This window comes from Phenylobacterium sp. (genome assembly GCF_030651185.1).
Lineage (GTDB): Bacteria > Pseudomonadota > Alphaproteobacteria > Caulobacterales > Caulobacteraceae > Phenylobacterium.
This window is the reverse complement of sequence record NZ_JAUSCJ010000041.1, coordinates 194,546-219,993: the sequence shown is the minus strand read 5'-3', so window position 1 is coordinate 219,993 and position 25,448 is coordinate 194,546. Positions and strand designations below refer to the sequence as shown.

Sequence of the window (25,448 nt, the reverse complement as noted above, 5' to 3'; positions counted from 1 at the left end):
CGCCCTCACCAGCCGGTCTTCAAGTCGACCACGAAGGTCCGCTGCGGCAAGGGGTGAGCGACATAGGCCTGGTCGTTGAACAGGTTGTCGATCCCGACGCTCAGTTGCGCCTTCTCGGCCACTTTCCAGGACACTCGGGCGTCGACCGTGAAGTACTCGCTCTGGAAGCCGTAGGCGTCGCCACGGGAGAGGCCGAACAGGTCGGAATTCGGCCGGGTGGCGTAGCGCCAGCCCAGCGAGGCCTTCCAGGCCGGGTTGATGGCGTAGCGGATGTTGCCGTTGGATCGCCACTCGGGAATGCGCGGGAACATCACCCCCTCGGCGGCGCGGTTGGCGCTGTTCTTCACGGTCTCGGCGCTCATCCAGGAGGCGTTGGCGTCGATGTCGAGTCCGGGCAGGAGGACGTCGGTCGCCTCCAGGATCAGTTCCAGTCCGTACTGCCGGACCTCATCGACGTTCTTGTAGGAGGAGACCACGGTCCCGAACGGGTTGAGGCCGCTGAAGCTGAAGATCGCGTCGTCGATGTTCTGGTAGAACAGGCTGGTGGTCATCCGCACCGGGCCGAAGCTACGGCGCAGGATCAGGCTGGCGTCCTTGGAGGTCTCGGGCTTCAGGTTGGGGTCGAAGCTCTGGGGATCGATCTGGCGCGTGATGTCGTCGATCCGGCCCTGGAACAGTTCGCCGACGGTGGGGAAGCGGACGGCCGAGCCGAGGCTGACCTGCATTTCCCATTCGGCGGGCAGCGGCCCCTGCAGGCTGAGCTTGGGGCTGACGGAGGTGTCCTCCCGAGTGGCGTAGCCGCTGTCGACCCGGCCGCCACCCACCAGCTTGCCGATCCCGCCGTCAAAGGCGCGCCAGCTATCGAACCGCAGGCCGCCGGTCAGCCGGTAGCCGCCGCCGAGCTGGTAGGCGTCCTCCGCGAACATCCCCCACAGGCTGGTCTTGCCGTAGGTCGAGGCTGAGAAGACCGGCGCCGTGGCGGTCTTCCACTTGGTGGTGTTGAAGGTCTCCTGGTCGGTCTCGTAGAGATTGGCGTTGAGGCCCACGGCGATCCTGTGGTCGCCGAAGCTGCGCTCCAGGGTGGCGTCGCCCGTCCACCAGCCCGGCGTGCGGCCCAGGGTCTGGGTTCCCGTGCCGTTGGCGGCGCCGGTCAGGGAGTCCCGCGAGGTGCGGGCGTCCTGCCTGGCGATCCAGTAACGCGAGAGGTTCCCCGAGGCGTCCCAGCCCGCCAGCGGACCGCCGAGCTTGACGCCGCCCAGATACTCGGTGCGGTCGGATTCCGATTGGGTGAGGCCCGTGGCGTTCCAGGTCCGGCCGCCATAGGTGACCCTGCCCTGATAAACCGGGTCGCCGGCGGCGTCCTTCAGGAAGGTCCGGCTGTCGGTGAGGTCCTGGTTGGTGAGCCAGGCGAAGGCCATGGCCTCGGCCTTCCAGCCGTTATCGGCCTCATAGCCCACCCGCAGGCGAAGCTGGTCCTGCACGACATGGACCGGCGAGGCGGCGCCGAACACCGGGCTCGCCAGCCGCTTGTCGTCATAGGCGCCGGTGACAGGTGTTCCCGTCCCCGTTGTGGCGGTGAGCAGGTTGTAGGTCATCGACTGGCCGACATTGTCGAAATGCCGGAACCCGCCGCGCACGCTCCAGGGACCAGCTTTCTGCTTGTAGGAGGCGCCGCCCTCGGCGCTGTAGCCTCGGAAGGTCTGGTCGAAGCCGTACTCCTGGAACGGCATGACGAAGGTCTGGGCCGAGGCGTAGACCTCCTGGCCCTCCGGGGCGCGGGTGGTGACCGAGATCACCCCGCCCATGGAGTTGCCGCCGTAGCGGGCCGAATAGGGACCATAGACGATGTCGAACTGGCGCACCTCCGACGGCCCGACCACGTTCCACTTGGGCGGATAGTCGTACCGGTTGCCCAGGAAGTTGGAGACCACGAAGCCGTCCACCAGAACCAGGGTCCGGGCGCTCTGCACCGTGTTGGCGCCGCGCAGGGCGACCACGGCGTTGTCGTCGCCCGCGAAGCGTTTGCGCACGAAGAAGTTCGGCGCGTACTTCATCAGGTCTTCGACATTGATGGCGTTGATCGCCTCGAACTCGGTCTGGCCGAGCGAGACCGAGAGCCCGCGGGGCTGCACGGTGATGGGGCGGTCGCCCTGGCCAACGACGATGAGTTCGCTGACGGTTCCGGCGTCGCCGCCTTCAGCGGCGTGGGCGGCGGGGGCTTTGGCGAGGAAGGCGATGGCGAGGGCGAGCGGCGAAACGCCGCCGCGCAGATAGCGCAGCATGATCTTGGAATCCGATAATCCGAACGGAAAGGGCCGGCCGCGCGGAGCGGGCCGGAGCTTGGGACGTCGTTCAGAGTCGGGCGGGTGGTCCTGTGGTGGGGGGCGGCGGGGCGGCGAGGCCGAGGCCGGGGCGCTGGGTGGAGGGCAGCAGGGACGCCGCCACCCGGACCAGCGGCATGGGCGTGATGACCGCGATCAGCTGGGGCGCGACGACCGCGGCGCCGGTGGCGGCGAAGGTGCAGGCATGGCTGGGTCGGTCGGACTTTGAATCGTCGTCCGTGTGGCCCTGGTCATCGATCGCCTGGAAGCGGCCCTCGGCGTCGATGGACATCATCACCGCGCCCTGGGCGGTGCAGATCTCCAGGGTGGGCAGCGACGCCCGGTCCGGCGACAGCATGAAGCCGGCGGGAAGCAGCAGGCGCACGATCAGGGCGAGAGCGGCGAGCATCAAGCCCGCGTCCCCCCATCCTTGCGATCCTTGCTGGCGCCCCACCATGCCGCCCGCCTAGACCCGCAGCGCCCGCCTTGTCCAGATGCTTTCCCACGGGACAGGGCTTGCCATTCGGCGACCGCCCGTTCATTTCCCTGCGCGATGTCCGATGATCTGACCGAAGTCCAGACCGCCATCGTCCCCGATGGTTTTGTCATCAACCTCTGGAACCGGGGGTTCGGCCGCACGGTCGGGCCGTTCTATTCCAGCCGCGACGCCGCGACCGGCGACGAGGTGATGGCCTTCCGGGTCGAGGAGCACCACGCCAACGGCATGAACAACTGCCACGGCGGCATGCTGATGAGCTTCGCCGACATGGCCTGGGGCCGGGTGATCTCCAACAAGCGCGAGATCGGCTGGGTGACCGTGCGGCTGACCACTGACTTCCTCTCCGGCGCCCACATGGGCGACTGGGTGGAGGGGACCAGCGAGATCATCACCGAGCAGGACGACGTCTTCACGGTCCGGGGCCGGATCTGGTGCGGCGACCGCACCCTGATCACCGGCACCGGCGTCTACAAGGGTATCCGCTCGATCTCCCGCAAGGCGGGCGAGCGAGAAGTGCGAGGGGTGGCCTGATGGCTCTGGATCCGGCGATCAAGGAAGGCGCGCCCGTCGGCTACGACGACCGTCCCATCCATTCCGAGCCCGGCAGCCTGCCGCCTCAGGTGCAGGCGCCGCTGGCGCCGTTCCGCGGCCGCCATCCCGATGCGCCGGAATGGTTCCTGGACGCCATCGCCCAGGAGCCGGAGCGCAGCTTCGTCACCTCGCTGGGCACAAAGATCGAGGCCCTGACCTGGGGCGAGCTGGGCAAGCCGGGTTTGCTGCTGGTTCACGGCAACTCCGCCCACGCCGACTGGTGGAGCTTCATCGCCCCCTATCTGGCCCAGGACTACCGTGTGACCTCGATGTCGCTGGCCGGCATGGGCGCGTCGGACTGGCGCGAGAGCTACGCCTTCCAGGACTTCGCCGAGGACGCCGAGGCCGTGGCCCGCGCCACCGGCCTCTATGAGGCAGGCAAGCCGATCTATATCGGCCACTCCTTCGGCGGCAGTCAGGTGTTCTTCGCCGCGGCCGCCCACCCGGAGCGCATGCGCGCCGCGGTGCTGGTGGACACCGGCTTCGGCGGTCCGCCGCCGGACTCGCCGGAGGCCAAGCGGATGCAGGAGCAGCAGGTCCGCAATATCCCCACCGGGGATCGCGCCGCTCGTGTCTATCCGACGGAAGAGGCGGCGCTCGCCCGCTTCCGCTTCATGCCTCCCCAGGTGGCCGGCAACCTGTTCATCGCCGACTTCATCGCCCGCCGCTCCCTGAAGCGCGCGCCGCTGCCGGATGGCGGCGGGGAGGGCTGGACCTGGCGGTTCGACCCGGCGATGTGGAACAAGCTCGACCGCAGCGTGATGATGGGCATGACCGCCGAGGGGCCGCCCAAGGTCACCGTGCCCCTGGTGCACATCTATGGCGACCGCTCGGTGGTGAAGTCGCGGATCAGCGACGACCGGCCCTCACCCCTGCCCAAGGACATGCTGGAGATCGCCATCCCCGATTCGGCGCACCACATCATGGTCGACCAGCCCCTGGCGCTCATCGCGGCGCTGCGGGGGCTTCTGGCCCGCTGGCCCGGCTGAGATACAAGGCGCTCTTGAGCCGACGGGGCGGACCGTGTAGGTCCGCTTTCTCCCATTGCTTCCCAAGTTGAGAGACGCCCTTCTATGGCTTCCGAATATCACCGCGGCGACATGGACATTTCCGAGCAGGTCGCGACGTTCAACCTGTTCAACGGCCTGACCAAGTGGGGCTCGCTGTCGATCGCCGCCCTGATGGTGCTGCTGGTGGTCTGGTTCTGCACCCCCGCGGGCTTTCTGGCCGGCTTCATCAGCGCCGCCGTTATGACCGTTCTGGGCGTCGTCTTCCTGCGCGAAAAGCCCGACGCCGCACACTAAGGTGGCTGGCGCGCGATCGCCGCGCGCCGTCCTGAAAGACCTGTCGGGCGCGCCGGATCCTCGGCGCGCCCGATGTCGTTTGGGTGATTCAAACAAACGTTCGGATATCCCAGGTCGATAGCTGGACAAGCTCAGCCTGCCCCCCGTATGGTCCGGCCAACACTGACTTGGGGGAAACAGGCGCATGGCCGTCATAGCCGTCACCACTGAACGCCGCGCCGGCGAGACCCGGGTCGCCGCCGTCCCCGAGACGGTGAAGAAGCTGATCGCCGCCGGATTCTCGGTGGTGGTCGAGAGCGGCGCCGGAACGGCGGCGGCCTATCCCGACGCCGACTATCAGGCCGCCGGCGCCGAGATCGCCAAGGACGCCAAGGCCGCCATCGGCAAGGCCGACATCCTGTTCAAGGTCCGCGCCCCCGAGGCCGCCGAGATCGCGGCTCTGAAGTCCGGCGCCCTCGTCGTGGCCCTGCTCAACCCGCACATGGACAAGGACGCGCTGAACGCCATCGCCGCCAAGGGCGCGACGGCCTTCGCCATGGAGTTCGTGCCGCGCATCACCCGGGCCCAGGTGATGGACGCCCTGTCCTCCCAGGCCAACCTGGCGGGCTATCGCGCGGTGATCGAGGCCGCCGAGGCTTATGGCCGGGCCATGCCGATGATGATGACCGCGGCGGGCACTGTCGCCGCCGCCAAGGTCTTCGTGATGGGGGTCGGCGTCGCCGGCCTGCAGGCCATCGCCACGGCGCGCCGTCTGGGCGCTGTCGTCACCGCTACCGATGTCCGTCCCGCCACCAAGGAACAGGTCGAGAGCCTCGGCGCCAAGTTCCTGGCGGTCGAGGACGAGGAATTCAAGAACGCCCAGACCGCCGGCGGCTACGCCAAGGAGATGAGCGCCGAGTACCAGGCCAAGCAGGCGGCCCTGGTGTCCAGCCACATCGCCAAACAGGACATCGTCATCACCACCGCCCTGATCCCCGGCCGCCCGGCGCCCAAGCTGGTGAGCGCCGAGCAGGTGGCCTCCATGCGCCCCGGCTCGATCCTGGTGGACCTGGCCATCGAGCAGGGCGGCAATGTCGTCGGCGCCAAGCTGGGCGAGGTGGCGGTCACCGCCAACGGCGCCAAGATCCTCGGCGTCGCCAACCTGCCCGGCCGTATCGCCACAGACGCCTCGGCCCTTTACGCCCGCAACCTGTTCGCCTTCGCCGGCCTGCTGCTGGACAAGGAGGGCAAGTTCGCCCCCGACCTGGAGGACGAGATCCTCAAGGCGGCCCTGGTCACCCAGGGCGGCAAGGTCGTCCACCCCGCGCTCAACAGCTAGATCCCAAGGAGGAAACGATGGAAGCCGTCGATCCCACAGTCTTCCGCCTGGCGATCTTCGTGCTGGCGATCTTCGTCGGCTACTATGTCGTCTGGAGTGTGACCCCCGCCCTGCACACCCCGCTGATGGCGGTGACCAACGCCATCTCCTCGGTGATCATCGTCGGCGCCCTGCTGGCCGCCGCCGCCAGCGGCGGGCCTGATGCGGGCCTGACCCAGAACGTGATGATCTCGAAAGGGGCCGGCGCCATCGCCGCCGCCTTCGCCGCGGTGAACATCTTCGGCGGCTTCCTGGTCACCCAGCGGATGCTGGCCATGTACAAGAAGAAGGACAAGCCCGTGCAGAAGGACGCCGCGAAGTGAACGCCAATCTCGCGGCCATCGCCTACATCGTCTCGGGCGTCCTCTTCATCCTTGCCCTGCGCGGCCTGTCCAGCCCCACCACCAGCCAGGCGGGCAACCGCAACGGCATGATCGGGATGGCCATCGCGGTGGGCACCACCCTGCTGACCCTCTGGGGCCAACAGGCGCTGGACACCATCACGCTGGGCCTGATCGTCGGCGGCGTCGCCATCGGCGGCACGGTCGGCGCGGTGATCGCCCGCAAGGTCGCCATGACCTCCATGCCGCAGCTGGTGGCCACCTTCCACAGCCTGGTGGGCGCCGCGGCCTGTCTGGTGGCTGTCGCCGCCATCTACACGCCCGCCGCCTATGGCATCCTCGGCGAAGACGGCACGATCCACATCAACTCCCTGGTGGAGTTGTCGCTCGGCCTGGCCATTGGGGCCGTGACCCTGACCGGCTCGATCATCGCGGCCCTGAAGCTGAACGGCAATATGAGCGGCGCGCCGATCATGCTGCCGGGACGCCACCTGCTGAACATCGTTATCGCGCTGGCCATCGTCGCCCTGGTGGTGGTGCTGGTGATGGGGGGCGGGCAGCCTGAGGTCATCTGGGCCTTCTGGGCGATCCTCTTCCTCAGCCTGCTGATCGGGATCACCCTGATCATCCCCATCGGCGGCGCCGACATGCCCGTCGTGGTCTCCATGCTGAACAGCTATTCCGGCTGGGCGGCGGCGGCCCTCGGCTTCACGCTCGAGAACGTGACCCTGATCATCACCGGCGCGCTCGTGGGCTCGTCCGGCGCGATCCTCAGCTACATCATGTGCAAGGCGATGAACCGCAGCTTCATCTCCGTGATCCTGGGCGGGTTCGGGGCTGATGACGCGGCCGCGGCCAGCGGCGGCAAGGTCGAGACCCGGCCGGTCAAGCAGGGCTCGGCCGAGGACGCGGCCTTCATCATGAAGAACGCCTCCAAGGTGATCATCGTCCCCGGCTACGGCATGGCCGTCAGCCAGGCCCAGCATGCCCTGCGCGAAATGGGCGACAAGCTGAAGGAAGAGGGCGTGGAGGTGAAGTACGCCATCCACCCCGTCGCCGGCCGGATGCCCGGGCACATGAACGTGCTGCTGGCCGAGGCCAATGTGTCCTATGACGAGGTCTTCGAGCTGGAGGACATCAACGCCGAGTTCGCCAGCGCCGACGTGGCCTTCGTGATCGGCGCCAACGACGTCACCAACCCGGCCGCCAAGACCGACCCCACCAGCGCCATCTACGGCATGCCGATCCTGGATGTCGAAAAGGCCCGCACCGTGCTGTTCGTGAAGCGTGGCATGAGCTCCGGCTATGCCGGGGTCGAGAACGAACTCTTCTTCCGCGACAACACCATGATGTTGTTCGGGGACGCCAAGAAGATGGTCGAGGGGATCCTCAAGGGTCTCTGAGCGGTCACCACCGCGCGCCGCCGGAGTCTTCGCAAGGACCCGGCGGCGGCTTCCTGCCAATTTGCCGCAGGTTTGTAAGAACACCGTTTACCAGTGGACTCTATGGTGGCGCTTCGTTCGCCGCCGCGACAATAGGTCAAAGGTAAATCATTAACCCTGCCGCTTTTTCGTCCAAAAGCCCCGGCATCTAGCCCACGCACATCCGTGGGAAATGGTCGAAGCTGGTCCGCACACCTCTAGCGGACGCTTTTTAAGCTCGACTGTACTGGAAGAGGTTCCGCTTGTTTTCGAAGTTCTTGCCGACAAAAGACCGCGTGCGCCATTTCGGCCTGGAGGCTGCCTTCGCCGGCGCCCTGGCCCTGGGAGTCGCCACGGTCGCCTATGCGGCCCTGCCCAATGTCGCCAAGCCCGAGAGCAAGCCCGTTGTCGTCGAGGCTCCGGTCGAGGACGCCGCGCCGCCGGCCCCGCCGCCGGCCTTCGAGTGCGGCAATCCGGTTCCGGGTGAGAAGATCAACTCCCCCTTCGGCCTGCGTCGCCTGCCCTGGGAAGACCGCGGCCGCCTGCATGAGGGCGTCGATATCGCCGGGCCCACCGGGACCCGCGTGGTCGCGGTGTCCGACGGCATCGTGAAACGCTCTGGCGAGAGCCCTTCCTATGGCCGCTATGTCGAGGTCGAGCACGGCGTGGGCCTGACGAGCTTCTACTCCCACCTCGGCAAGATCGAGCGCGGCGTGAAGAAGGGAAGCTACGTCGAGGCCGGCAGGACGGTGGGCCGCATGGGCTCGACAGGCACCTCCACCGGCCCGCACGTCCACTTCGAGATCCGCCAGGACGGCAAGCCGTTGAACCCGCTGGTCTTCATTGGCCGCGAATTCGCCACCAAGGCCGACCTGCCCATCAAGCTCGGCGCCTATGTCTCGCCCCGCGTGCGCCTGGCCACGGTCTCCGAGATTCCGGAGAGCAAGAAGGCGCTGATGGAGGCCAAGGCCGGCAAGGGCAAGAAGTCCAAGAAGGGCAAGCGGGTCCGCGAGACCCTGACCTTCGCCGCTAATTCCTAGCCTTGCCTGAGGCGCGGTCCGCCGCCACGGCCGCAATCAGCACTGCGATCACAAGGCCCACCCGCGTCCACAGCGGATAGGCGGTCGTGGCCATCGTCCAGGCGGCGAAGGCCAGGAACAGGCCGCTGACGATGCGGCCGGCCAGGGCCCGGCGTCCGGCGATCAGGTTGGCGCTCCAGGCGCCGCCCAGCGCCCCCAGCAGCCAGGCCAGAATGGCGCCGACCTGCGCGCCGAAGGGCAGGACCGCGGTGGCCGCGCGGATGGCCGCAGGATCGGTGAGGTTCACGCCGGCCGGCGGCGGGAAGATCGTGTTGGCCGCGCCGTCGACGGTGCCCAGCACGACAAGCCCGATCAGGGGCCCGAGAATCACCGCCAGAATCAGCCTCAGCATGGTCGAATTCCTCTCCCTGGGACCGCAAACCTAGCCCCTGTAAGGGTTCCGCGCACGGCCTTGTGTGTGGCCAAGCTTCTGCCCATCCTCGTGTCATAAAAACGAGGAAACGACCCATGCGTTCAGGCTTCAGCGGGCTTGCGCTCGCGTCCGTCCTTCTACTGAGCAGTTCTCTCGCCGCCTGCGGGAAGAGCGAACCCGCGGCTCCGGCGGCGCCGGCGAGTCTGGCGCTGTCCACCGCCGAGGGCGCCCACGGCATCCTTCCGGCCCAGAGCGTCGAGATCAAGACCAAGGGCTCGGTCGCGACCGTGGCCATGACCCCGAACTGGCGGGTGGGGGGGCGGCAGCTGAATATCATGTGGTACGCCGGCGCCAGCCAGACCAAGCGCTTCTTCGTGGTCACCGAGACCGGCGCCGCGGCCGACCAGCCGGGCTTCCTGGCCAATCCGGAAACCGGGGTGCGCAATGTGCGGGTCTCTTTCGATGGCGGCGCGCCGGTGGCCTTGAAGCCCACCACCCCCCGCGCCCCCTTCGACGTGCCGGCCGGCGCCAAGGCGGTGACCCGGGTGGAGATCGACTACGGCCCCTCCGAGGCGCCGCAAACGGTTGTCTGGAAATAGCCCCAAACGGACTTGCGTGAGACCTGGGCGGCGCCTAGGTCTCGCCCATGGCCAAGGCGGGTTTCCATCCCACGCGCGGAGAGCTCGTCGACATCGGCGGGCGGCGGTTGCGCGCTGTGCGGGCGGGACCTGAGAGCTCCCGGCCGCTGATCGTCTTGGAGTGTGGCGCCTTCGGCTGCGCCGCCGACTGGGCGGTCGTCCAGCAGCGTCTGGCCGACAAGGGCCTGCGCAGCCTGGCCTATGACCGGGCGGGTCTCGGCTATTCCGATCCGGGCCCCCGGCCCCGCGACGGCCGGGCCATCGCCATCGACCTGGAGATCCTGCTGGCTCATGTGGGCGAGGCTGGCCCGCTGATCCTCGTGGGCCATTCCATGGGCGGCCTGCTGCTGCGGGTGTTCGTCGGCCGCAACCATGACCGGGTGGCCGGCGTGGTGCTGGTGGACGCCGTCACGCCGGAGACCATCGAGAGTCCCGGCGCCGCCCGCGTGATCAACGGCTTCCGCAACGCCATGAGGCTGGTCGGCCGCTGGTCCGGCCTTGGCTTCATGAAGCCGTTCGCCCTGGTGGTCGGCGACAAGATCGGCCTGGAGGGCGAGGCCTCCATCGAGAAGCGCCGCATCTACGGCCTGGCCAGCCACGCCCACTGGTCGGCGGAGGAGGTGGTCCATTGGGCGGCGACCTCGGCGCAGGGCCGCGAGATCGGCCACTATCGTCCCGACCTGCCGGTGGCGGTGGTCAATGCCGGGGCCACGCGATTGCCCGCGCGCCTGAAGGCGATCCAGGCCGCCCCGGCCCACGCCTCGGCCCGCGGCTATGTCGCCGACATCGCCGGCGCCAACCACTCGACCCTGCTGGGCAAGCGTTTCGCCGATCCGATCATCGTCGGGATCGAGCACGTGATGGCGGGCTAGGCCGGTTCCATTTGCATGACGCCACAGACCGCCCGCAGGCGGTCCAGGGCCAGGGGACGCGCCGAGACCCCCGGGATCGCCGCCAGCAGGGGCGAGCCTTCGCCGTCGATGAAGGGCAGCGCGCCCCGCGCGCCGGCCGGCAGACGCTGCAGGGCCGCGCGCTGAAGGCGCGAGAGCCCGGCGGCGTGGCCGGTCAGGGCCCGGATGGTCAGCGGCCGCGCGGCGGTGATCTCGAGGCGCCCGTCCCAGACGTCGGTCTCCCCGGCGGCCAGGGTCAGGGCGGCGAGGCCGCCCCGCCGAGCCTCTCCCGCCTCGCGCAGGAACCGCCCCTGGTCCCCATCCGCCTCGATCCGCGCCCCGGCCAGGGTGGCGGTGAGGTCGGCGTCTCCCCTGAGCGCCTCCGCAAGACGCTCAAGGCGGGCGCCACGGGGCGGCCGACTGGTTCCGGCGGCGCAGAGGCAGGCGGCGGCGAGGAAGGCCTGTGACGCCTCCCGCAGGCGCTCGCGGGGCAGGCCGAGCCCGCCCGCCAGATCGGTCACGGCGCCGGCGAGATCGGCGAGGTCCGGAGCCATTGCGATGTCGTCGGTCTCGATGCCCGTCAGGCCCGCCCGAGCGCGAGCCCGGGCGAAGCGGCTATCCTCGTTGGCGGGGTCCTCGATCCAGGTCTCGCCGTGGGCCGCCAGCCAGACGCGGAGCTCGGCGCGGGTCTGGGCGAGCATCGGTCGCAGCAGGAAGACGCCGCGGCCCTCGGGCCAGGCGGGCGACGGGGCCCATTCCCGCGGGCTCGGGGTCGTGGCGCCGGCCTGACGCATCGCGGCGGCCTCCAGGCGGTCGCTGGCGGTGTGGCCCATCAGGACCACCTTCGCGCTCGCCGTGCGGGCGGCGTCGGCGATCAGGCGGTGCCGGGCGGCCCGCGCCGCGGCGGGCAGGCCGGTGGCGGGCTTGTCGCCCTCCCAGGCGAGCGCCTGAAAGTCCGCGCCGAGCCGGTCGGCGGTGGCGGCGCAGGCCTGGGTCCAGGCGGCGCTTTCAGGGCGCAGGCGATGGTCGACGGTGAGGATCAGCAGGCGCCGCCCGTGGGCCCGGGCCCAGTCGGCGGCGATCAGGGCCAGGGCCAGGGAATCCCCGCCCCCCGAAAGCGCCAGGGCGATCGGCGCGAGGGAGGCGCTCAGCAGTCGGCGGTCTAGAACCTCGTGGACGGCGGCGGTCAGACCGCGCACTTGGCCTGGGTCCGGGCGGCGGTGGCGCGGTCCTTCACGGCGGCGGTCGCCTTGGGATAGCGGCGGTCGAACTCGCCCAGGATCTGGCAGGCGTCGGTGGGCTTCTTGATGGCCACCAGCGAACGGGCCAGTTCCACCGTGGCGTCGGGCGCCCAGGCGGTGGCGGGCCAGCCACGGATCGCGCCGATATAGGCCTGGGCCGCGTCGGCGTTGGCGCCGCGGGCGGCCAGAGTCTTGCCCAGCCAGTAGCGGGCCTCCGGCGCCTTGGCGCTGTCCTCATAGCGGCCGACATAGTCGCGGAACGCCTCTTCCGCGCCGGTGTAGTCGCCGCCGAGCATCAGCTGGCGGGCGGCGGTGAACGCCTCCGACGCGGTCTGGACCGGGGCGGCGGCGTAGGCCGAGCCGCCGGCGAGGTCCGGCGCCGGGGTGTCAGGCGCGGGGGCGACCTGGCGCTGCTCGACGCCGCCCAGGCGGTCGGCCAGGGCCTTGTTGTCGCGCTTCACGGCCTCGGCGTCGCGCTTGACCAGTTCCAGGTCGTGGTTGGTGGTCTCGAGCTGGCCGTTTACCCGGGTCAGGGCCTGTTCAAGGTCGGCGATGCGCCGGGTCAGTTCCTGCAGCTGGTAGTCGGTCTCGGCGGGCTGCACGACCACCGGCTTTCCGGAGTCGCGGCCCTGGAAGACGATGGACCGCAGCTCGCGCATCACCTGTTCCATGCGGTCCAGGCGCCGGGCGTCGCGGGCGTCCAGGGGATCGATGGGGGTCTGGGCCAGGGCGGGCGCGGCGCTGACCAGGGTCAGGACGGCGGCGGAGGCGAGGGCGAGGCGGCGAAGGGTCATGCGGTCATCATCTTCAGGTCGGGTGGGCCAAATTGGGGCCCGTCCAAAGGATTAGTCCAGAACGCAAAGAGGGGTCCCGCTGCGGGGACCCCTCTCGCACTCTCCTCGAACTGAACTTCAGCTCTTAGCGCGCGCCGCCGGTGATGGCGGTGTGGCCGTTCCGGTTGCGCTGATAGGCGTCCTCGCTGGTGCCCGGATCGATCGGGCGTTCCTTGCCGAAGGACACCGTGGAGATCCGCGCCGGCGAAACGCCGCGGCTCACCAGATATTCCCGGACCGAGTTGGCGCGGCGGGCGCCAAGCGCCAGGTTGTATTCCCGGGTGCCGCGTTCGTCGGCATTGCCTTCGATGCGCACCATCACGCTGGGATAGCGCATCAGCCACTGGGACTGGGCGTCCAGCACCGGGCCGGCGTCGGAGCGGATGTCGTACTGGTCGAAGTCGAAATAGACCCGGTCGCCGATGTTGACGACGAAGTCCTGGATCGAGCCGGGGACCACGTTCCCGACGCCCGGGCCAGGGCCCGGTTGCGACGGATAGCCGGGGCCGGGGCCAGGGCCGACGCCCGGACCGGGCTTGGGCTTGCTGGCGCAGGCGGCCATGGACAGAGCCGCGGTGGTGACAAGCGCCAGTCGAAGGGCGTGCTTGGTGCTGAAGCTCATGTCGGGCTTCTCCTTAAGCTGGGTTTCGCCGGCGCCAACCGCGCCATTCACTAATCTGTACCTGCATTTTGATGTGCCGGACATTTCAAATGACCGCCACTATGCAAACGTTACACCTGAATTCTCTCATCAGTTGAGCAGCGGAGACCAGGCTGGGTCTGATCCGGAGCCCGGATAGGGCGCCGGGCGCAGGATCCGACCTGTTACATCCACCGTCCACAAACGCGGAGGTCCGCCTGATGTTTCACGGCTGAACATCAGCACGCGCCCATTCGGCGCCCAGGTGGGGCTCTCGTCGAGATAGCTGGTGGTCAAAAGCCGCTCATCCGAACCGTCCGGGCGCATGACCCCAATGTGGAACTCCCCGCCCGTCTGCTTGGTGAAGGCGATGAAGTCCCCCACGGGGCTCCAGACCGGAGTGGTATAGCGGCCAGATCCGTAGGAAATGCGACGAACCCCCGAGCCGTCGGAATTCATGATGTAGAGCTGGGGTGAGCCGCCGCGGTCGGAGTTGAAGACGATCTTGGTCCCGTCCGGCGAGAACGAGGCCGAGGTGTCGATGCCGGGGTCGGAGGTCAGGCGCGCCGAGACTCGGCTCTTCAGGTTCATCACATAGATGTCGCTGTTGCCGCCCCGCTCCACGGAGAAGGCGACGCGGCCGCCATCGGGCGAGAAGCGCGGCGCATAGACCATGCCCGGGAACTGGCCGATGCTTTCGCGGCGCGCCGTCTCCAGATTGAACAGATAGATGGCCGAGCCCTCCGGCCGCAGGGTCATGTAGGTGATCTCCTGGCTGGTGGCCGAGAAGCGCGGCGACATGACGATGTAGGAGCCGTCGGTCAGATAGCTGGGATTGGCCCCGTCCTGGTCCATGATGGCCAGGGTCTTGGTGCGGTTGATGCGGCCCCCGGTCTCGGAGACGAAGACGATGCGGGTGTCGAAATAGCCCTTCTCCCCGGTCAGCCGTTCATAGACGGCGTCGGAGATCTTGTGGGCCACGCGGCGCCAGTTCTCCGGCGTGGAGGTGAACTGCAGGCCCAGCAGCTGCTGCTCGGAATAGATGTCCCACAGGCGGAAATCGACCCGCAGCCGGCCGCCCTCGACGGTGACCTGGCCGTTGACCAGGGCCTGGGCGTTGATCGCCTTCCAGTCGGGGAAGCGCGGCTGGACCGCCACGTTCAGGCCCTTCTCGATATGGACCTGCTGGCCGATGGGGGCGAAGAGGCCCGAGCGTTCCAGGTTGCCGGTGATGACCTGGGCGATGTCGGCGCCGCGGGTTCCGCCAAAGGCTGGAATGGCGATGGGCAGGGGCTGGACGTCGCCCTTGTTCACATCGACCTCGATCTGGGCTGCGGCTGGCGTGGCCACCGACACCGTGGCGAGCATGAGGCTGGCGAGAGCCAGGCAGAGGGCCTTCAGTCGCATCGGACGGGTCTCCTTTAGGGCGCTCATTGGCAGGCTTCCTGGGCGTTGAAGGTGGGGGCCCAGGCCTGGCCGTAGACTTCGCGGGGCAGGGCCTTGTCGGCGGCGGCCTGGCGGACGGCGCGGATGGCGCGTTCCGCGGCGGCCCGGACGACGGGATTGGACGAGGATTCCTGGCCGCCGGCCTCGACCGCGCCCACCACTTGGCCGGTAGCCGAGAGGGTGAAGGTGACGCGCACCCGCACGTCGCGCCCGCCCTCGACCTCGCAGTTGGGGTTCCAGCGGCGCTCAATCTGAGAGACCAGGCCCGCCAAGGCGCTGGCCGAGACCCCCTTGCCTGCCCCGGCGGCGGCGCGCGCCTCCAGCGCGGTCTCCTGCTTGGTGGGGCCCTTGGCGGCCGACGAGGCCTTGCCGCCGGAGGGGCGGGACTTGGCGATGCTGGCCGAGAGCGCGTCGAGGTCGAGGGCCTTCTGCGGCTTGGCGGCGGGTTTCTGGACGCCCTTGGCGTTTGGATCGACCGTAGGCTTGGCCACGGCCGGCGCGGGCTTGACGGGGCTTGGCGCGGGGAGGGGCGCGGGGGGCGCGGGGTCGGGCACGGGCGCCTCGACGGCGGCCTCGGGCGGCGCGTCGGCGACCGGCTGCTCGGTGGTGGCCATCTGCGCCTGGGCGGCCTGGGCGGCGGCGCGCAGGTCGGTGTAGGTGGCGTTGGAGATGATGTTCACCGGCACGGTGGTCCCGACCTGGGTCGGTTCCTGCGGCCAGGAGATCAGGGCGGCCACGATCACGCCGCCGTGCAACAGCACCGACACGATCATCGCCGCGGAGAAGTCCGACCGGGTGCGCATCATGCCGGCCTCAACCCGCCGGAGCGTCCGGGGCGGGGGTCCCGCCGGAGGAGGGGCCGCCGGTGTCGGTGATCAGGTTGATCGAGGTGAAGCCGGAGGTCGACAGCGCCGCCATCACCTGGGCGACGATCGAATAGGAGGCTCGGCCGTCGGCCCGCACATAGATCGGCTTGGTGGTGTCGCCGGCCATGGCGCGCAGGCGCGGCGAAAGGCCGGCGAAGACCACGGGTTCCTCCTGCACGAACAGTGAGCCGTCGGCGCGGATGGAGACCGTCAGCGGTTCGGACTGGTCCTGCATGGAGCCGGCCTCCGTCTTCGGCAGCTCCACGGGAACCCCCACCGTCAGCAGCGGAGCGGAGATCATGAAGACGATCAGCAGCACCAGCATCACGTCCACCAGGGGCGTGACGTTGATCTCCGACAGGGCGCCTCTGCGGCCGCCACGGCGGCGCCTGCGGCCGCCGCCGCCTGAGGCTGAGAAGGCGTCATGGCTCGAGATCGCCATGGCTCAGGTCCGGTCCGCCAGCCGCCGCTGGATGGCGGTGGAGAGGTCGTCTGCGAAGCCCTCGAGGCGGCCGGCATAGCGCGAGGCGTCGGTGGAGAACTTGTTGTAGGCGATATAGGCCGGGATGGCGGCGATCAGGCCGATGGCGGTGGCGAACAGGGCTTCGGCGATAGAGGGGGCGACCACGGCCAGGTTGGTGTTCTTCTGGATGGCGATCTCCTGGAAGGCCTGCATGATCCCCCAGACGGTGCCGAACAGTCCGATGAACGGCGAGGCGGTGGCGACGATGGCCAGCGAGCCGAGACCGTCCTCCACCCGCTGCGCCTCGCGGGCGATGGTGGTGTCTAGCACCCGGTCGATCCGCTGGATCAGGAAGGCCGCCTGGCTGTCGGTGGACAGGCCCTTGCCGCGGGCGTCGCGCCACTCGCGCAGGGCGCCCTGCAGCATGCGGGGCAGGGCGTGCTTGGGTCGCTCGCCGGCCTCGGCGGCGATGTCTTCAAGGCTGCGGCCGGAGGACACCTGGTTCTCGAACTTGTCGGCCTGACCGTTCAACACGCTGAAGCGGAAGAACTTGTCGATGATCACGGTCCACGACCACAGGGACGACAGCGCCAGGCCCGTCATCACGCTCTTCACCACCCAGTCGGCGCGCATGAAGAGGGAGATGAAGGAGAAGGTGTCGGCGGTGATCGCGGCGGGGACTGCGGGGTCCATGCGGCCTGGGCTCCGTGGTTTGCGTCCGGCCAGGATTGGCTTGGGACGGCGCAGTGTCGAACTTATGGCCAAGCCCTAGCAAAAGAGAGGCCGAAGCGTCGCTATGAGTTCTTTAGGCGGCTTTCGTGGCCGTCCTGCGAGATCGATACAGGCGGCCTCGACAACCGCCTGCGCAATCAGCTGCTCGCCACGCGTGATCCTCTGGTCGATGAACAGGCGAGGTCCCGCCATCCGGTCATAGGTGGTGCGCACCAGCAGCGCGTCGTCGATCCGGGCCGGCGCCTTGAAATCGATCTCCAGCCGCACGACGGTGAACGCCGCCGGGTCCGGACGGTCCAGCAACTGCGCATGACCGATGCCCGCGACCCGCAGGAAGTCGCTGCGGCCACGCTCGAAGAACCGCACGTACTGGCCATGGTAGACGACGCCGGTGAAGTCGGTGTCCTCGTAGTAGATGCGGACCGGCAGGCGGTGTTCGCGCCCGACGATCTCGCCGGCATAGGGTTGGGTCATGGGCGTCGGTCCTGCAGCATGGCCGAGGTGAGGAGGGCGCCGACCCCGAACAGCAGCCAGGCCGCGCCGTTCACCAGGCGCGCGGGGTTGGAGGCGTAGAGCTCGGGCGACCAGGTCATGGCCACGGCGTCCAGCAGCACCCCCACCAGGCAGATGATGGCCGCGGTGGGCAGGCGGGGCGTCTGGCCCCCGGCGGTGAGCCGGTGGACGCTGCTCAATAGCACCGGCGCCAACAGGGCGGTGAGGCCAAACAGGATCGCGGTGACGTATCCGCCGCTGAACACCCCCCAGGGCATGGCCAGCCGGATGAACACCGCGGCGAGGAACCAGAGCACGGCGCCCAGCAGGATCAGGGAAAGGGTACGCATCGCCCCCTTATGCCCGGCGGGGGGGCGAGGGCCAATGCCCGCTCACTCCTCCTCGAACAGCCCCGCCTGTCCGCCCGCCTGGACCTGCGGCGGCGGGGTCAGGCCGATGTGGGTGTAGGCCTTGGCGCAGACCATGCGGCCGCGCGGCGTGCGCTGGATGAAGCCCTGCTGCAGCAGGAAGGGCTCAATGACGTCCTCCACCGCGTCGCGGGCCTCGGCGATGGCGTAGGCCAGGGTCTCCACCCCGGCCGGGCCGCCGCCATAGTTCTCGATCAGCGCGCGCAGGTAGCGGCGGTCCAGCGCGTCCAGGCCCGCCTCGTCCACGTCCAGCCGCGCCAGGGCCTTGGCGGCGACCTTCTGGTCGATGAGGGTCGCGCCGTCGGCGGCGGCGAAGTCGCGGACCCGGCGCAGCAGGCGGCCGGCCACCCGCGGGGTGCCCCGCGCCCGGGCCGCGATCTCCAGGGCCCCGTCCGGCGACAGTTCCAGGTTCATCTTCCGCGCCGCCTGGGTCAGCACCTTCTGCAGCTCTGCGTGGGTGTAGAACTCCAGGCGCAGGGGAATGCCGAAGCGGTCGCGGAGCGGCGTGGCCAGCAGCCCGGCGCGCGTCGTGGCCGCCACCAGGGTGAAGGGGGCCAGATCAATGCGGATCGAGCGGGCCGAGGGGCCGTCGCCGATGATCAGGTCGAGGACGTGATCCTCCATGGCCGGATAGAGGATCTCCTCCACATTGGCGGGCAGGCGGTGGATCTCGTCGATGAAGAGCACGTCGCGGGGTTCGAGATTGGTCAGGATGGCCGCGAGATCTCCGGCCTTGGCCAGCACCGGGCCCGAGGTCGCGCGGAAGTTCACCCCCAGCTCACGGGCGACGATCTGGGCGAGGGTGGTCTTGCCCAGGCCGGGCGGGCCGAACAGCAGGACGTGGTCCAGGGCCTCCTCGCGGGCCTTGGCGGCCTCGATGAAGACCGAGAGATTGCCCTTGGCCTGCTCCTGGCCGACGAACTCAGCCAGGGTCTGGGGCCGCAGGGCCTTGTCATGGCTCTCCAGGGGGACCTCCTCCCCCGAGACCAGGCGGGTCATATCTTTTCCTCCCCTGCGAAGCGGGGGAGGAAAAGCGCCACATCAGCCTTCAACGCCCCAACTCCTGCAAACCAGCCTTGATCAGGGCCTGGACAGTGGCCTCGTCGCCCAGGCGCAGGGCCGCCTGCTCAACGACGCGGCGCGCGTTCACCTCGGCTATCCCCAAGCCCATCAGGGCCGAGACCGCCTCGCCGGTGGCGGAGGGGGCACTCGGCGCCGGCGTCGTGGCGGTGGCGTGGAAGGCGGCCACCGGACCGTCGGTCAGCGGCTTGTCCTTCAACTCGGTGACGATGCGCAGGGCAAGCTTGGGGCCGACGCCGTTGGCGCGGGCCACCGCGGCCTTGTCCTCGCGGGCGGCGGCCTGGGCGAGCTCGCCCGGCGACAGGATGTCCAGCACGCCGAGCGCCGCCTTGGGGCCGACCCCCTGGATGGATTGCAGGACCACGAAGGCGCGGCGCTCGTCGCGGCCGAGGAAGCCGTAGAGCCGCATGCCGGTGGCCTCCGACCACTGGGTCTCGACGTGCAGCACCGCCTCCTCGCCCAGGGCCGGCAGGTGGCCGAGCGTGCGCGATCCGCAGCGGACCACATAGCCGACGCCGGCGACGTCGATTAGGGCGTCCTCCTCGCCGACCTCCGCAACCAGGCCCCGCAGCCGCCCGATCACGCCACGGCTCCGAGTTGGCGGGCCTTGCGGGCGTGGGCGTGGGCGATGGCGACGGCCAGCGCGTCGGCGGCGTCGGCGCTGGCGGGCCCGGCCTTGGGCAGCAGGCGGGCGATCATGAAGGCCACCTGGGTCTTGTCGGCGGCCCCGGTGCCCACCACCGATTTCTTGACCACGGTGGCGGCGTATTCCGCCACGGGCAGCCCGGCGCGGGCCGGCGCCACCAGGGCCATGGCGCGCGCGTGGCCCAACTTCAGGGCCGAGGCGGCGTTGTTGTTCATGAAGGTCTCCTCCACGGCCGCCTCGTGCGGCGTGTGCTCGGCGACGATGGCGCTAATGCCCTCGAACAGGGCCAGCAGGCGCTCGGAAAACGGCAAGGAGTCCTTGGGTGCGATCACGCCGTGGGCCACGTGGGTCAGCCGCGCCCCGTCGATCTCGATCACGCCCCAGCCGGTGCGGCGAAGACCCGGATCGAGGCCGAGGATACGGATGGCGGTCATGACGGGACTCAAGGCGTGTTCGGGATATGTTCCGGTGATACAGCGGCCTTCAGGGTTAAGGAAGGGTGTTCTGGTCAGGCCGTCTCGGCGCCCGGTTGGGGGCCGGCCTCGGGTCGGGCGGTGGTGCGTTGGCCGATCCGGCGGCCAAGATTCATCCCCGGTTCTTCGATCAGCCGGTAGAGGCCCCAGGACAGGGGCGTCAGGACCGCGAGCGTGACCAGGACGGCGACCGGGAACCGCACGCCTGAGCCGCCCGGCAGGGTGTTGATGCTCGCATAGGCCCCCACGCCGGTGAGCGCCGAGATCACGTACGGATGGGTGAGGTAGAGGCTGAAGCTGATCTTGCCCAGGAACCGGGTGACGCGATTGGAGAGGATGGCCGGCGGGTTCTGAGCCATGGCCAGGCAGAGCAGGGCGAATGGCGCGCCCCAGAGGGCTTGGAAAACCGTGTTGCCGATCCGGCCGGGCATCAGGGGCGTCGGCCAGACGGCCATGCCGTACAGGACGAGCAGGCCGGCGACGGCGGCCACCAGAGCGGCGCCGCCCAGCCGTGGCGACATGTGCCGATAGCTGAAATAGGCCAGCAGGCCGAAGCCGAAATAGGGCAGGTTGAACAGGAAGCCGTGCTGGATAAAGGCCCCGGGCACGTCCCCCAGCAAGTCCATCCTCAGGGCGAAGAGCACCGCCGCGACGGTGGCGGCCACCGTGCCGATGGCGGCGGACACCGGCCCCCGTACGGCCATCAGGACCAGGGGAAAAATAGCGTAGAACACCATCTCCACCCCGATGGACCATGAGGCCGGGCTGATCCCCTCGACGAGGTCGGGGAACAGATTGAAGACGAAGGCGAGATTGGCGGCGATCTCCCCAACCCGGGCTCCCAGCGAGGACGTGTTGCCGACGGTCAAAAGGTTGTAGGCCACCATCGCGTAGAACAGCGGCGCGATCCTGAAGACGCGCCGCAGATAGAACTTCCACACATCGGCCGGCGCCCCCAGCCGACCCTCATAGCCGTAGGCGAGGCTGAAGGCGCTGACGACGAAGAACAGCGGCACGCCGAAGCCGAAGTACCACTTCATGAACTCCAGGCTGTGTGGAAGGGGCGTGCCGGTCAGGTGGATGACGTGGAAGATCACGATGGCGCAGGCCGCGTAGGCGCGCAGGGATTCGATGCCGCCAAGGTGGGGACGGCTCGCGAGCCCAGGGACGGTGGCGGCGTTGGTCGGCATGGCGCCCCCCCCGACGGATTGCTGAGGCGCAGGGTCTATCCCTAGCCAAGCCGACAAACAACCTTGAGGCGTGGGCTTCGCGCGAGTCTCAACTAGCCGTTTGAAGCTTGGCCATGGCGCGCTCGTATGACCCCGCGGGTCAGCCCCGCATCTCGACCGCGAGAATCTGGTGCCCGGGTCCCTTGCGCACCACCAGGTCGGCCTGGTCGCGGGCGGGAAGGATGTGATCGCGGAGATTCTTCAGGTTGACCTTCTCCCAGACCATCCTGGCCAGTCCCTCCACCTCGGGCCGGCTCATGGCGCGGAAACGGGCGTAGAACGAGGTGGGATCATGTTCGGCGGCCTCCCACAGGCCCATGAAGCGGGCGATGTACCAGGCCTCCAGGTCGTACTCCGGCGCGTCGAGATAGATCAGGCTGTCGATCAGGGACGGGCCGTGGGTGGGGATCAGGTTCAGACCCTCGATCACCAGGACGTCGGGCCGATCGATCGTGCGGGCCAGCCCCGGATCGACATCGTAGGTGACGTGGGAATAGCCGGGAAAGACGGTTGGCCCGTGGCGCACGTTCTCCAGGGCCGCGCGCAGGGCGGTGTGGTCGTAGGAGGGCGGGAAGCCTTTCTGGTTGGAGAGGTCGAGTTCGGCGAGCCGGGCGTTGGAGAACAGGAAGCCGTCGGTGGCCACCTGTTCGACCGTGGCGCCGTCGGCGGCCAGATGCTCGGTCAGGGCTCTGGCGAAGACGCTCTTGCCCGCCGCCACCGCCCCGGTGATTCCCACGACAAAGGTCCCGGACGCCGGACGCCGCGCGGCCAGGCGGACCACCACCTCGGTCAGGTCGATCTGCGGCATGGGTTCCCCCGGCTTCCAGCGCGTGGACCCTGACACAAGGACCTGATCCTGGGCTAGATGGCGCCAGCAAACGGGGGAACCACATGGCCACGACCAACCGCACGTCCGTCGAGGACTTGAACCGCGCCAATGAGGGCAAGCTGCCGGGTCATCTAGGCCTGACCGTCACCGAGGTCGCCGATGGCCGCGTCGTGGGGCGCTTCGACGTGCGGCCTGACCTGGTGGCCCATACCGGCTTCCTGCTGGCCGGCTGCCTGCTGTCGGTGGCCGATATCCTCTGCGCCTACGGGGTCTCCACCGTCTGGCCGGAGGGCGCCAGCGGCTTCACCACCGCCGAGGTGAAGTGCAACTTCATGAGCACCCTGCGGGAAGGCGCGGTGGTTTGCACCGCCCAGCTGCTGCACGGAGGCCGCACGACCCAGGTCTGGGACGCCACCCTCACGGACGGCGCCACCGGCAAGCTGATGGCCGCGTTCCGCTGCACGCAGATCATTCTGTACCCGAGGGCCTAAAGCTGGAGCCGCGTACAATTCCCGTCATCCCGGACGCCGATCGGCGATCCGGGACCCAGGGGGGATGGCTGCGGCCCTTGGGTCTCGGGTCTTCGCTGCGCTACGCCCGGGATGACGTCGTGGCGGATTGCGCTTCACCCTTCGCGGGCGGCGCCTGCAGCAGTTCGATGGTGTAGCCGTCTGGGTCCTTGGCGAGGCCCACGACCGCGCCGCCCAGGCTGGCGATGGGGGCGGGCTCGCGGATGATGGTCATGCCGTCGGCCTTGATGCGGTCGCTCACCGCCTTGGGGTCGGTGACGTAGAACACCAGCTTGATCGGGTTGTCCTTGTAGTTCCGCGCCGAGCCGTCGGTGTAGTGCATCAGCACCACCGCGGTGCGGCCCTCGAAGGCCACGACCACCTCGTCCATATAGTCCAGCTTGAAGGTCTGAACCTGCTTCATGCCCAGGACTCGAGTGTAGAAGTCGGTAGAGCGGGCCAGGTCGCTGACCCCGATGCCGGTGGCGCCGAGATAGTCGGGAGAGCGGGGCATGGGTGTTTCCTTGTCAGCTACTTTCGTTGTCGCCTGACCATACCGGAACAAAGGTTTTGATGGATAGGGCCCAGGCCCTCGACGTCCTACCGATCCCTTCGGAACTTCGCCGCGTCCGCCGCCAGGGACGACTGCATCTTGGCCTCCACGTCCTCCTCGGCCTGATAGGGCAGGCTTCCGGCCACGCCACGGATGGCGAGCCAGAGCTGCAGGCTGAACTGAGGCAGGATCTTGAGAGGGCGGCGTTTGTCGGTTACGTCCCAGCCAGCGGCCTCGAAGGCCTCGACCTGATCTCGTTCCGGCTTGCGGTCGATCCTGTCCCAGTCGGCGGGCAGGGGGACCTCGTCGGCCTCGTCGATCGTCAGGCCGAAATTGGCGCGGCTGACCTCGTCCAGTTGCGGAAACTCCGCCTGCGCCCCCGGCTCGCGCAGGGCGGGCTTCATGACGGAGGCGAATTCCAGGTCGGCGATGCCGGGCAGGTCGATCAGGCGGCGCAGGGTGCTCATGGCGCGGAGTTTAACCCAGAGCCCGGCGCGGCCCAAGCGAGGCTGGCCGCGCGGCCCCCGCCTGCTACACCTTGACCATGCCCGCCCCAGACGACTCGTACGACCCCCTGAAACCGGTCCCGGCGATCCGCCGGATCTTCGCCACCGGCGACGCCTTCTCCCTGTGGTTCAGCCTGGGCATCGGCCTGCTGGTGCTGCAGGCCGGGGCCTTCCTGGTGCCGGGCCTCAGCCTGCCGCATGCGCTGGCCGCCATCGTGGTGGGGTCGTCGCTGGGTGTGCTGCTGCTGTCGCTGGCTGGCGTGGTGGGGGCTGACACCGGGCTCTCGGCCATCGCCAGTCTGAGGCCGGCGCTGGGCGTGCGGGGGGCGGCGATCCCCGCGGTGCTCAACGCGGTCCAGCTCACCGGCTGGGGCGCCTTCGAGATCATCGCCATGCGCGAGGCCGCCGACGCCCTGGCCAAGCAAACCTTCGGCGTCTCCAATCCGCTGGCCTGGACCCTGCTGTTCGGCGCCCTGGCCACCGCCCTGGCGGTGATCGGGCCGGTGTCCTTCGTGCGCCGTTTTCTGCGCGCCTGGGGCCTGTGGCTGCTGCTGGCCGGTGCGGCCTGGCTGAGCTGGAAGCTGCTGGCCGATTACGACCTGCCGGCCTTGATGGCCAAGGCGGGCACCGGCGAGATGAGCTTCGGCGCGGGAGTCGACCTGGTGGTGGCCATGCCGCTCTCCTGGCTGCCGCTGATCGCCGACTATTCGCGGTTCGGCCGTTCGCCGCGCCAGATGTTCCGGGGCACGGCGGCGGGTTACCTGCTGGCCAACATCTGGTTCTTCAGCCTGGGCGCCTGTTACGCCCTGGCCTCGGGCGGCGGGGACGGCATGCTGCTGAGCGCGCTCGCGGCCGCCGGCGGCGGCGTCGCCCTGCTGATGATCCTCATCGACGAGACCGACAACACCTTCGCCGACATCCATTCGGCGGCGGTCTCCACCGCCACCCTGGTGCGGGCGCGGCCAAGCCGGCTGGCGATCGGCTACGGCCTGATCTGCACCGCCATCGCGGTGGCCGCCCCGCTGGCCAGGTACGAGGGCTTCCTGCTGCTGATCGGCTCGGTGTTCGCGCCCCTGTTCGGGGTGCTGCTCACCGACCACTTCATCGTGCGCGGCCGGACCATCGAGGCCGATGACATCGATCGCAAGGGCGGCGCCTACTGGTTCGTTGGGGGCTTCAGCCTGCGCGGCCTGGCTGCCTGGATCGTCGGCATCGCGGCCTACCAGGCGGTGACGCGGCTGGCGCCTGGTCTCGGGGCCACCCTGCCGGCCTTCGGCGTCGCCGCGGCCGCCTACATGTTGCTTACGACCGTGCGGCCCCGCCGCTCGTGATGTCCTTGATCAGCGCCTGGAGCTGCGGTTTGCCGCCGGCGTTCCAGACGGCCTTCATGTGGTCGAGGGTGCGGGCGGCCGCGTCCTCGAACTTCCAGTCGCAGTCCTCGAAGCGGCAGTCCTTGAACACCGGGGCCTCGCCGCCGGCATAGACCAGGCGGCACTTCTGGAAATCGCAGTCGTGGAAGGTCTCGCCGTCGAGCTGGACGGTTTCACGGGTGAAGGAGGTGGAGCTTTGCATGGCGAGATCTTCCTGAGGTCTTTGGGGCGAGGCGGCGGGCCCACCGCGAAGGTCGCGGGTCAGGTTCGGAGAAGCGCTCGGCAGGGCGGCTAGACA

General features: G+C 69.1%; 31 protein-coding genes. 11 read left to right on the top strand and 20 right to left on the bottom strand.

The features are described 5' to 3' along the window. Positions 1 to 5: 5 nt before the first annotated feature. Both Q7J39_RS20515 and Q7J39_RS20510 read right to left on the bottom strand, forming a co-directional pair. Positions 6 to 2,282 (bottom strand): TonB-dependent receptor, encoded by a 2,277-nt coding sequence (locus tag Q7J39_RS20515; RefSeq protein ID WP_304829938.1) that lies wholly within the window; start codon positions 2,280 to 2,282, stop codon positions 6 to 8. Positions 2,283 to 2,352: 70 nt separating this feature from the next. Further along, a complete protein-coding gene (locus Q7J39_RS20510; RefSeq protein ID WP_304829935.1) occupies positions 2,353 to 2,730 on the bottom strand; it encodes a DUF2946 family protein in 378 nt (125 codons plus the stop codon). 144 nt (positions 2,731 to 2,874) lie between these two features. On the opposite strand from Q7J39_RS20510, the gene Q7J39_RS20505 reads away from it, so the two are divergent. From Q7J39_RS20505 to Q7J39_RS20475, 7 genes are all read left to right on the top strand, one after another. Beyond that, on the top strand, positions 2,875 to 3,351 hold the full coding sequence (locus Q7J39_RS20505) for a PaaI family thioesterase (protein WP_304829932.1): 477 nt from the start codon (positions 2,875 to 2,877) through the stop codon (positions 3,349 to 3,351). Continuing rightward, positions 3,351 to 4,400, top strand: a complete 1,050-nt coding sequence (locus tag Q7J39_RS20500; protein ID WP_304829929.1) for an alpha/beta fold hydrolase — start codon at positions 3,351 to 3,353, stop codon at positions 4,398 to 4,400. Before Q7J39_RS20505 ends, Q7J39_RS20500 begins: the two co-directional genes overlap by 1 nt. Before the next feature lie 84 nt (positions 4,401 to 4,484). Beyond that, positions 4,485 to 4,715, top strand: a complete 231-nt coding sequence (locus Q7J39_RS20495; protein WP_304829926.1) for an aa3-type cytochrome c oxidase subunit IV — start codon at positions 4,485 to 4,487, stop codon at positions 4,713 to 4,715. Between the two features lie 184 nt (positions 4,716 to 4,899). Next, on the top strand, positions 4,900 to 6,033 hold the full coding sequence (locus Q7J39_RS20490) for a Re/Si-specific NAD(P)(+) transhydrogenase subunit alpha (protein WP_304829923.1): 1,134 nt from the start codon (positions 4,900 to 4,902) through the stop codon (positions 6,031 to 6,033). Positions 6,034 to 6,050: 17 nt separating this feature from the next. Further along, positions 6,051 to 6,395, top strand: coding sequence for an NAD(P) transhydrogenase subunit alpha (locus Q7J39_RS20485; RefSeq protein WP_304829921.1), 345 nt, complete (start codon positions 6,051 to 6,053; stop codon positions 6,393 to 6,395). Next, a complete protein-coding gene (locus Q7J39_RS20480; protein ID WP_304829918.1) occupies positions 6,392 to 7,816 on the top strand; it encodes an NAD(P)(+) transhydrogenase (Re/Si-specific) subunit beta in 1,425 nt (474 codons plus the stop codon). The genes Q7J39_RS20485 and Q7J39_RS20480 overlap by 4 nt, the downstream gene beginning before the upstream one ends. Positions 7,817 to 8,130: 314 nt before the next feature. Continuing rightward, a complete protein-coding gene (locus Q7J39_RS20475) occupies positions 8,131 to 8,874 on the top strand; it encodes a M23 family metallopeptidase (protein WP_304829915.1) in 744 nt (247 codons plus the stop codon). Here Q7J39_RS20475 and Q7J39_RS20470 read toward each other — a convergent pair. Continuing rightward, positions 8,864 to 9,265: a hypothetical protein gene (locus tag Q7J39_RS20470; RefSeq protein ID WP_304829912.1), complete on the bottom strand. Its 402-nt coding sequence runs from the start codon at positions 9,263 to 9,265 to the stop codon at positions 8,864 to 8,866. The genes Q7J39_RS20475 and Q7J39_RS20470 overlap by 11 nt on opposite strands. A 116-nt stretch (positions 9,266 to 9,381) precedes the next feature. Between Q7J39_RS20470 and Q7J39_RS20465 the strand changes: the two genes are divergently transcribed. Next, on the top strand, positions 9,382 to 9,885 hold the full coding sequence (locus Q7J39_RS20465) for a hypothetical protein (protein ID WP_304829909.1): 504 nt from the start codon (positions 9,382 to 9,384) through the stop codon (positions 9,883 to 9,885). Positions 9,886 to 9,932: 47 nt separating this feature from the next. Continuing rightward, positions 9,933 to 10,796: an alpha/beta fold hydrolase gene (locus Q7J39_RS20460; RefSeq protein ID WP_304829906.1), complete on the top strand. Its 864-nt coding sequence runs from the start codon at positions 9,933 to 9,935 to the stop codon at positions 10,794 to 10,796. Here the strand turns inward: Q7J39_RS20460 and tilS are convergent. The 14 genes from tilS to Q7J39_RS20390 all read right to left on the bottom strand — a co-directional run bounded on the left by tilS (position 10,793) and on the right by Q7J39_RS20390 (position 22,191). Next, a complete protein-coding gene (tilS, locus tag Q7J39_RS20455) occupies positions 10,793 to 12,004 on the bottom strand; it encodes a tRNA lysidine(34) synthetase TilS (protein WP_370690129.1) in 1,212 nt (403 codons plus the stop codon). The two genes, Q7J39_RS20460 and tilS, sit on opposite strands and share 4 nt — an antisense overlap. After that, on the bottom strand, positions 12,001 to 12,849 hold the full coding sequence (gene ybgF / locus Q7J39_RS20450; protein WP_304829902.1) for a tol-pal system protein YbgF: 849 nt from the start codon (positions 12,847 to 12,849) through the stop codon (positions 12,001 to 12,003). Before ybgF ends, tilS begins: the two co-directional genes overlap by 4 nt. Before the next feature lie 124 nt (positions 12,850 to 12,973). Then, positions 12,974 to 13,510 (bottom strand): peptidoglycan-associated lipoprotein Pal, encoded by a 537-nt coding sequence (pal, locus tag Q7J39_RS20445; RefSeq protein WP_304829899.1) that lies wholly within the window; start codon positions 13,508 to 13,510, stop codon positions 12,974 to 12,976. Between the two features lie 129 nt (positions 13,511 to 13,639). Continuing rightward, the gene (gene tolB / locus Q7J39_RS20440; protein ID WP_304830126.1) at positions 13,640 to 14,935 is read right to left on the bottom strand and encodes a Tol-Pal system beta propeller repeat protein TolB; all 1,296 of its coding nucleotides are present in this window, start codon (positions 14,933 to 14,935) and stop codon (positions 13,640 to 13,642) included. Between the two features lie 23 nt (positions 14,936 to 14,958). After that, positions 14,959 to 15,780 (bottom strand): energy transducer TonB, encoded by an 822-nt coding sequence (locus Q7J39_RS20435; protein WP_304829895.1) that lies wholly within the window; start codon positions 15,778 to 15,780, stop codon positions 14,959 to 14,961. 7 nt (positions 15,781 to 15,787) lie between these two features. Continuing rightward, positions 15,788 to 16,282 carry an ExbD/TolR family protein gene (locus Q7J39_RS20430; RefSeq protein ID WP_304829891.1) on the bottom strand — a complete coding sequence of 165 codons (495 nt, stop codon included), beginning with the start codon at positions 16,280 to 16,282 and terminating at the stop codon, positions 15,788 to 15,790. Between the two features lie 3 nt (positions 16,283 to 16,285). Continuing rightward, positions 16,286 to 16,996 (bottom strand): protein TolQ, encoded by a 711-nt coding sequence (tolQ, locus tag Q7J39_RS20425; RefSeq protein WP_304829887.1) that lies wholly within the window; start codon positions 16,994 to 16,996, stop codon positions 16,286 to 16,288. A gap of 75 nt (positions 16,997 to 17,071) precedes the next feature. Next, complete coding sequence (locus Q7J39_RS20420; RefSeq protein ID WP_304829884.1) at positions 17,072 to 17,509, bottom strand: YbgC/FadM family acyl-CoA thioesterase; 438 nt, start codon at positions 17,507 to 17,509, stop codon at positions 17,072 to 17,074. Beyond that, the gene (locus Q7J39_RS20415) at positions 17,506 to 17,877 is read right to left on the bottom strand and encodes a hypothetical protein (RefSeq protein WP_304829881.1); all 372 of its coding nucleotides are present in this window, start codon (positions 17,875 to 17,877) and stop codon (positions 17,506 to 17,508) included. Before Q7J39_RS20415 ends, Q7J39_RS20420 begins: the two co-directional genes overlap by 4 nt. A gap of 42 nt (positions 17,878 to 17,919) precedes the next feature. Then, complete coding sequence (ruvB, locus tag Q7J39_RS20410) at positions 17,920 to 18,954, bottom strand: Holliday junction branch migration DNA helicase RuvB (RefSeq protein WP_304829878.1); 1,035 nt, start codon at positions 18,952 to 18,954, stop codon at positions 17,920 to 17,922. 49 nt (positions 18,955 to 19,003) lie between these two features. Then, positions 19,004 to 19,618 carry a Holliday junction branch migration protein RuvA gene (ruvA, locus tag Q7J39_RS20405; protein WP_304829875.1) on the bottom strand — a complete coding sequence of 205 codons (615 nt, stop codon included), beginning with the start codon at positions 19,616 to 19,618 and terminating at the stop codon, positions 19,004 to 19,006. Next, positions 19,615 to 20,115 (bottom strand): crossover junction endodeoxyribonuclease RuvC, encoded by a 501-nt coding sequence (gene ruvC / locus Q7J39_RS20400; protein WP_304829872.1) that lies wholly within the window; start codon positions 20,113 to 20,115, stop codon positions 19,615 to 19,617. Before ruvC ends, ruvA begins: the two co-directional genes overlap by 4 nt. 74 nt (positions 20,116 to 20,189) lie before the next feature. Further along, positions 20,190 to 21,344, bottom strand: a complete 1,155-nt coding sequence (locus tag Q7J39_RS20395) for an acyltransferase (protein WP_304829870.1) — start codon at positions 21,342 to 21,344, stop codon at positions 20,190 to 20,192. Positions 21,345 to 21,483: 139 nt separating this feature from the next. Further along, positions 21,484 to 22,191 carry a hypothetical protein gene (locus Q7J39_RS20390; RefSeq protein ID WP_304829867.1) on the bottom strand — a complete coding sequence of 236 codons (708 nt, stop codon included), beginning with the start codon at positions 22,189 to 22,191 and terminating at the stop codon, positions 21,484 to 21,486. An 83-nt stretch (positions 22,192 to 22,274) separates the two neighbouring features. On the opposite strand from Q7J39_RS20390, the gene Q7J39_RS20385 reads away from it, so the two are divergent. Further along, complete coding sequence (locus Q7J39_RS20385; RefSeq protein WP_304829864.1) at positions 22,275 to 22,703, top strand: PaaI family thioesterase; 429 nt, start codon at positions 22,275 to 22,277, stop codon at positions 22,701 to 22,703. Positions 22,704 to 22,803: 100 nt separating this feature from the next. Here Q7J39_RS20385 and Q7J39_RS20380 read toward each other — a convergent pair whose 3' ends face one another. After that, entirely contained in the window at positions 22,804 to 23,235 is a 432-nt protein-coding gene (locus Q7J39_RS20380) for a VOC family protein (protein WP_304829860.1), read from the bottom strand. A gap of 86 nt (positions 23,236 to 23,321) precedes the next feature. Beyond that, positions 23,322 to 23,741 (bottom strand): hypothetical protein, encoded by a 420-nt coding sequence (locus Q7J39_RS20375; RefSeq protein ID WP_304829857.1) that lies wholly within the window; start codon positions 23,739 to 23,741, stop codon positions 23,322 to 23,324. A 77-nt stretch (positions 23,742 to 23,818) separates the two neighbouring features. Here Q7J39_RS20375 and cytX point away from each other — a divergent pair, with 77 nt between their 5' ends. Continuing rightward, entirely contained in the window at positions 23,819 to 25,111 is a 1,293-nt protein-coding gene (gene cytX, locus Q7J39_RS20370; RefSeq protein ID WP_304829854.1) for a putative hydroxymethylpyrimidine transporter CytX, read from the top strand. Here the strand turns inward: cytX and Q7J39_RS20365 are convergent. Then, positions 25,083 to 25,352: a hypothetical protein gene (locus tag Q7J39_RS20365; protein WP_304829851.1), complete on the bottom strand. Its 270-nt coding sequence runs from the start codon at positions 25,350 to 25,352 to the stop codon at positions 25,083 to 25,085. The genes cytX and Q7J39_RS20365 overlap by 29 nt on opposite strands. Between the last annotated feature and the right edge of the window lie 96 nt (positions 25,353 to 25,448).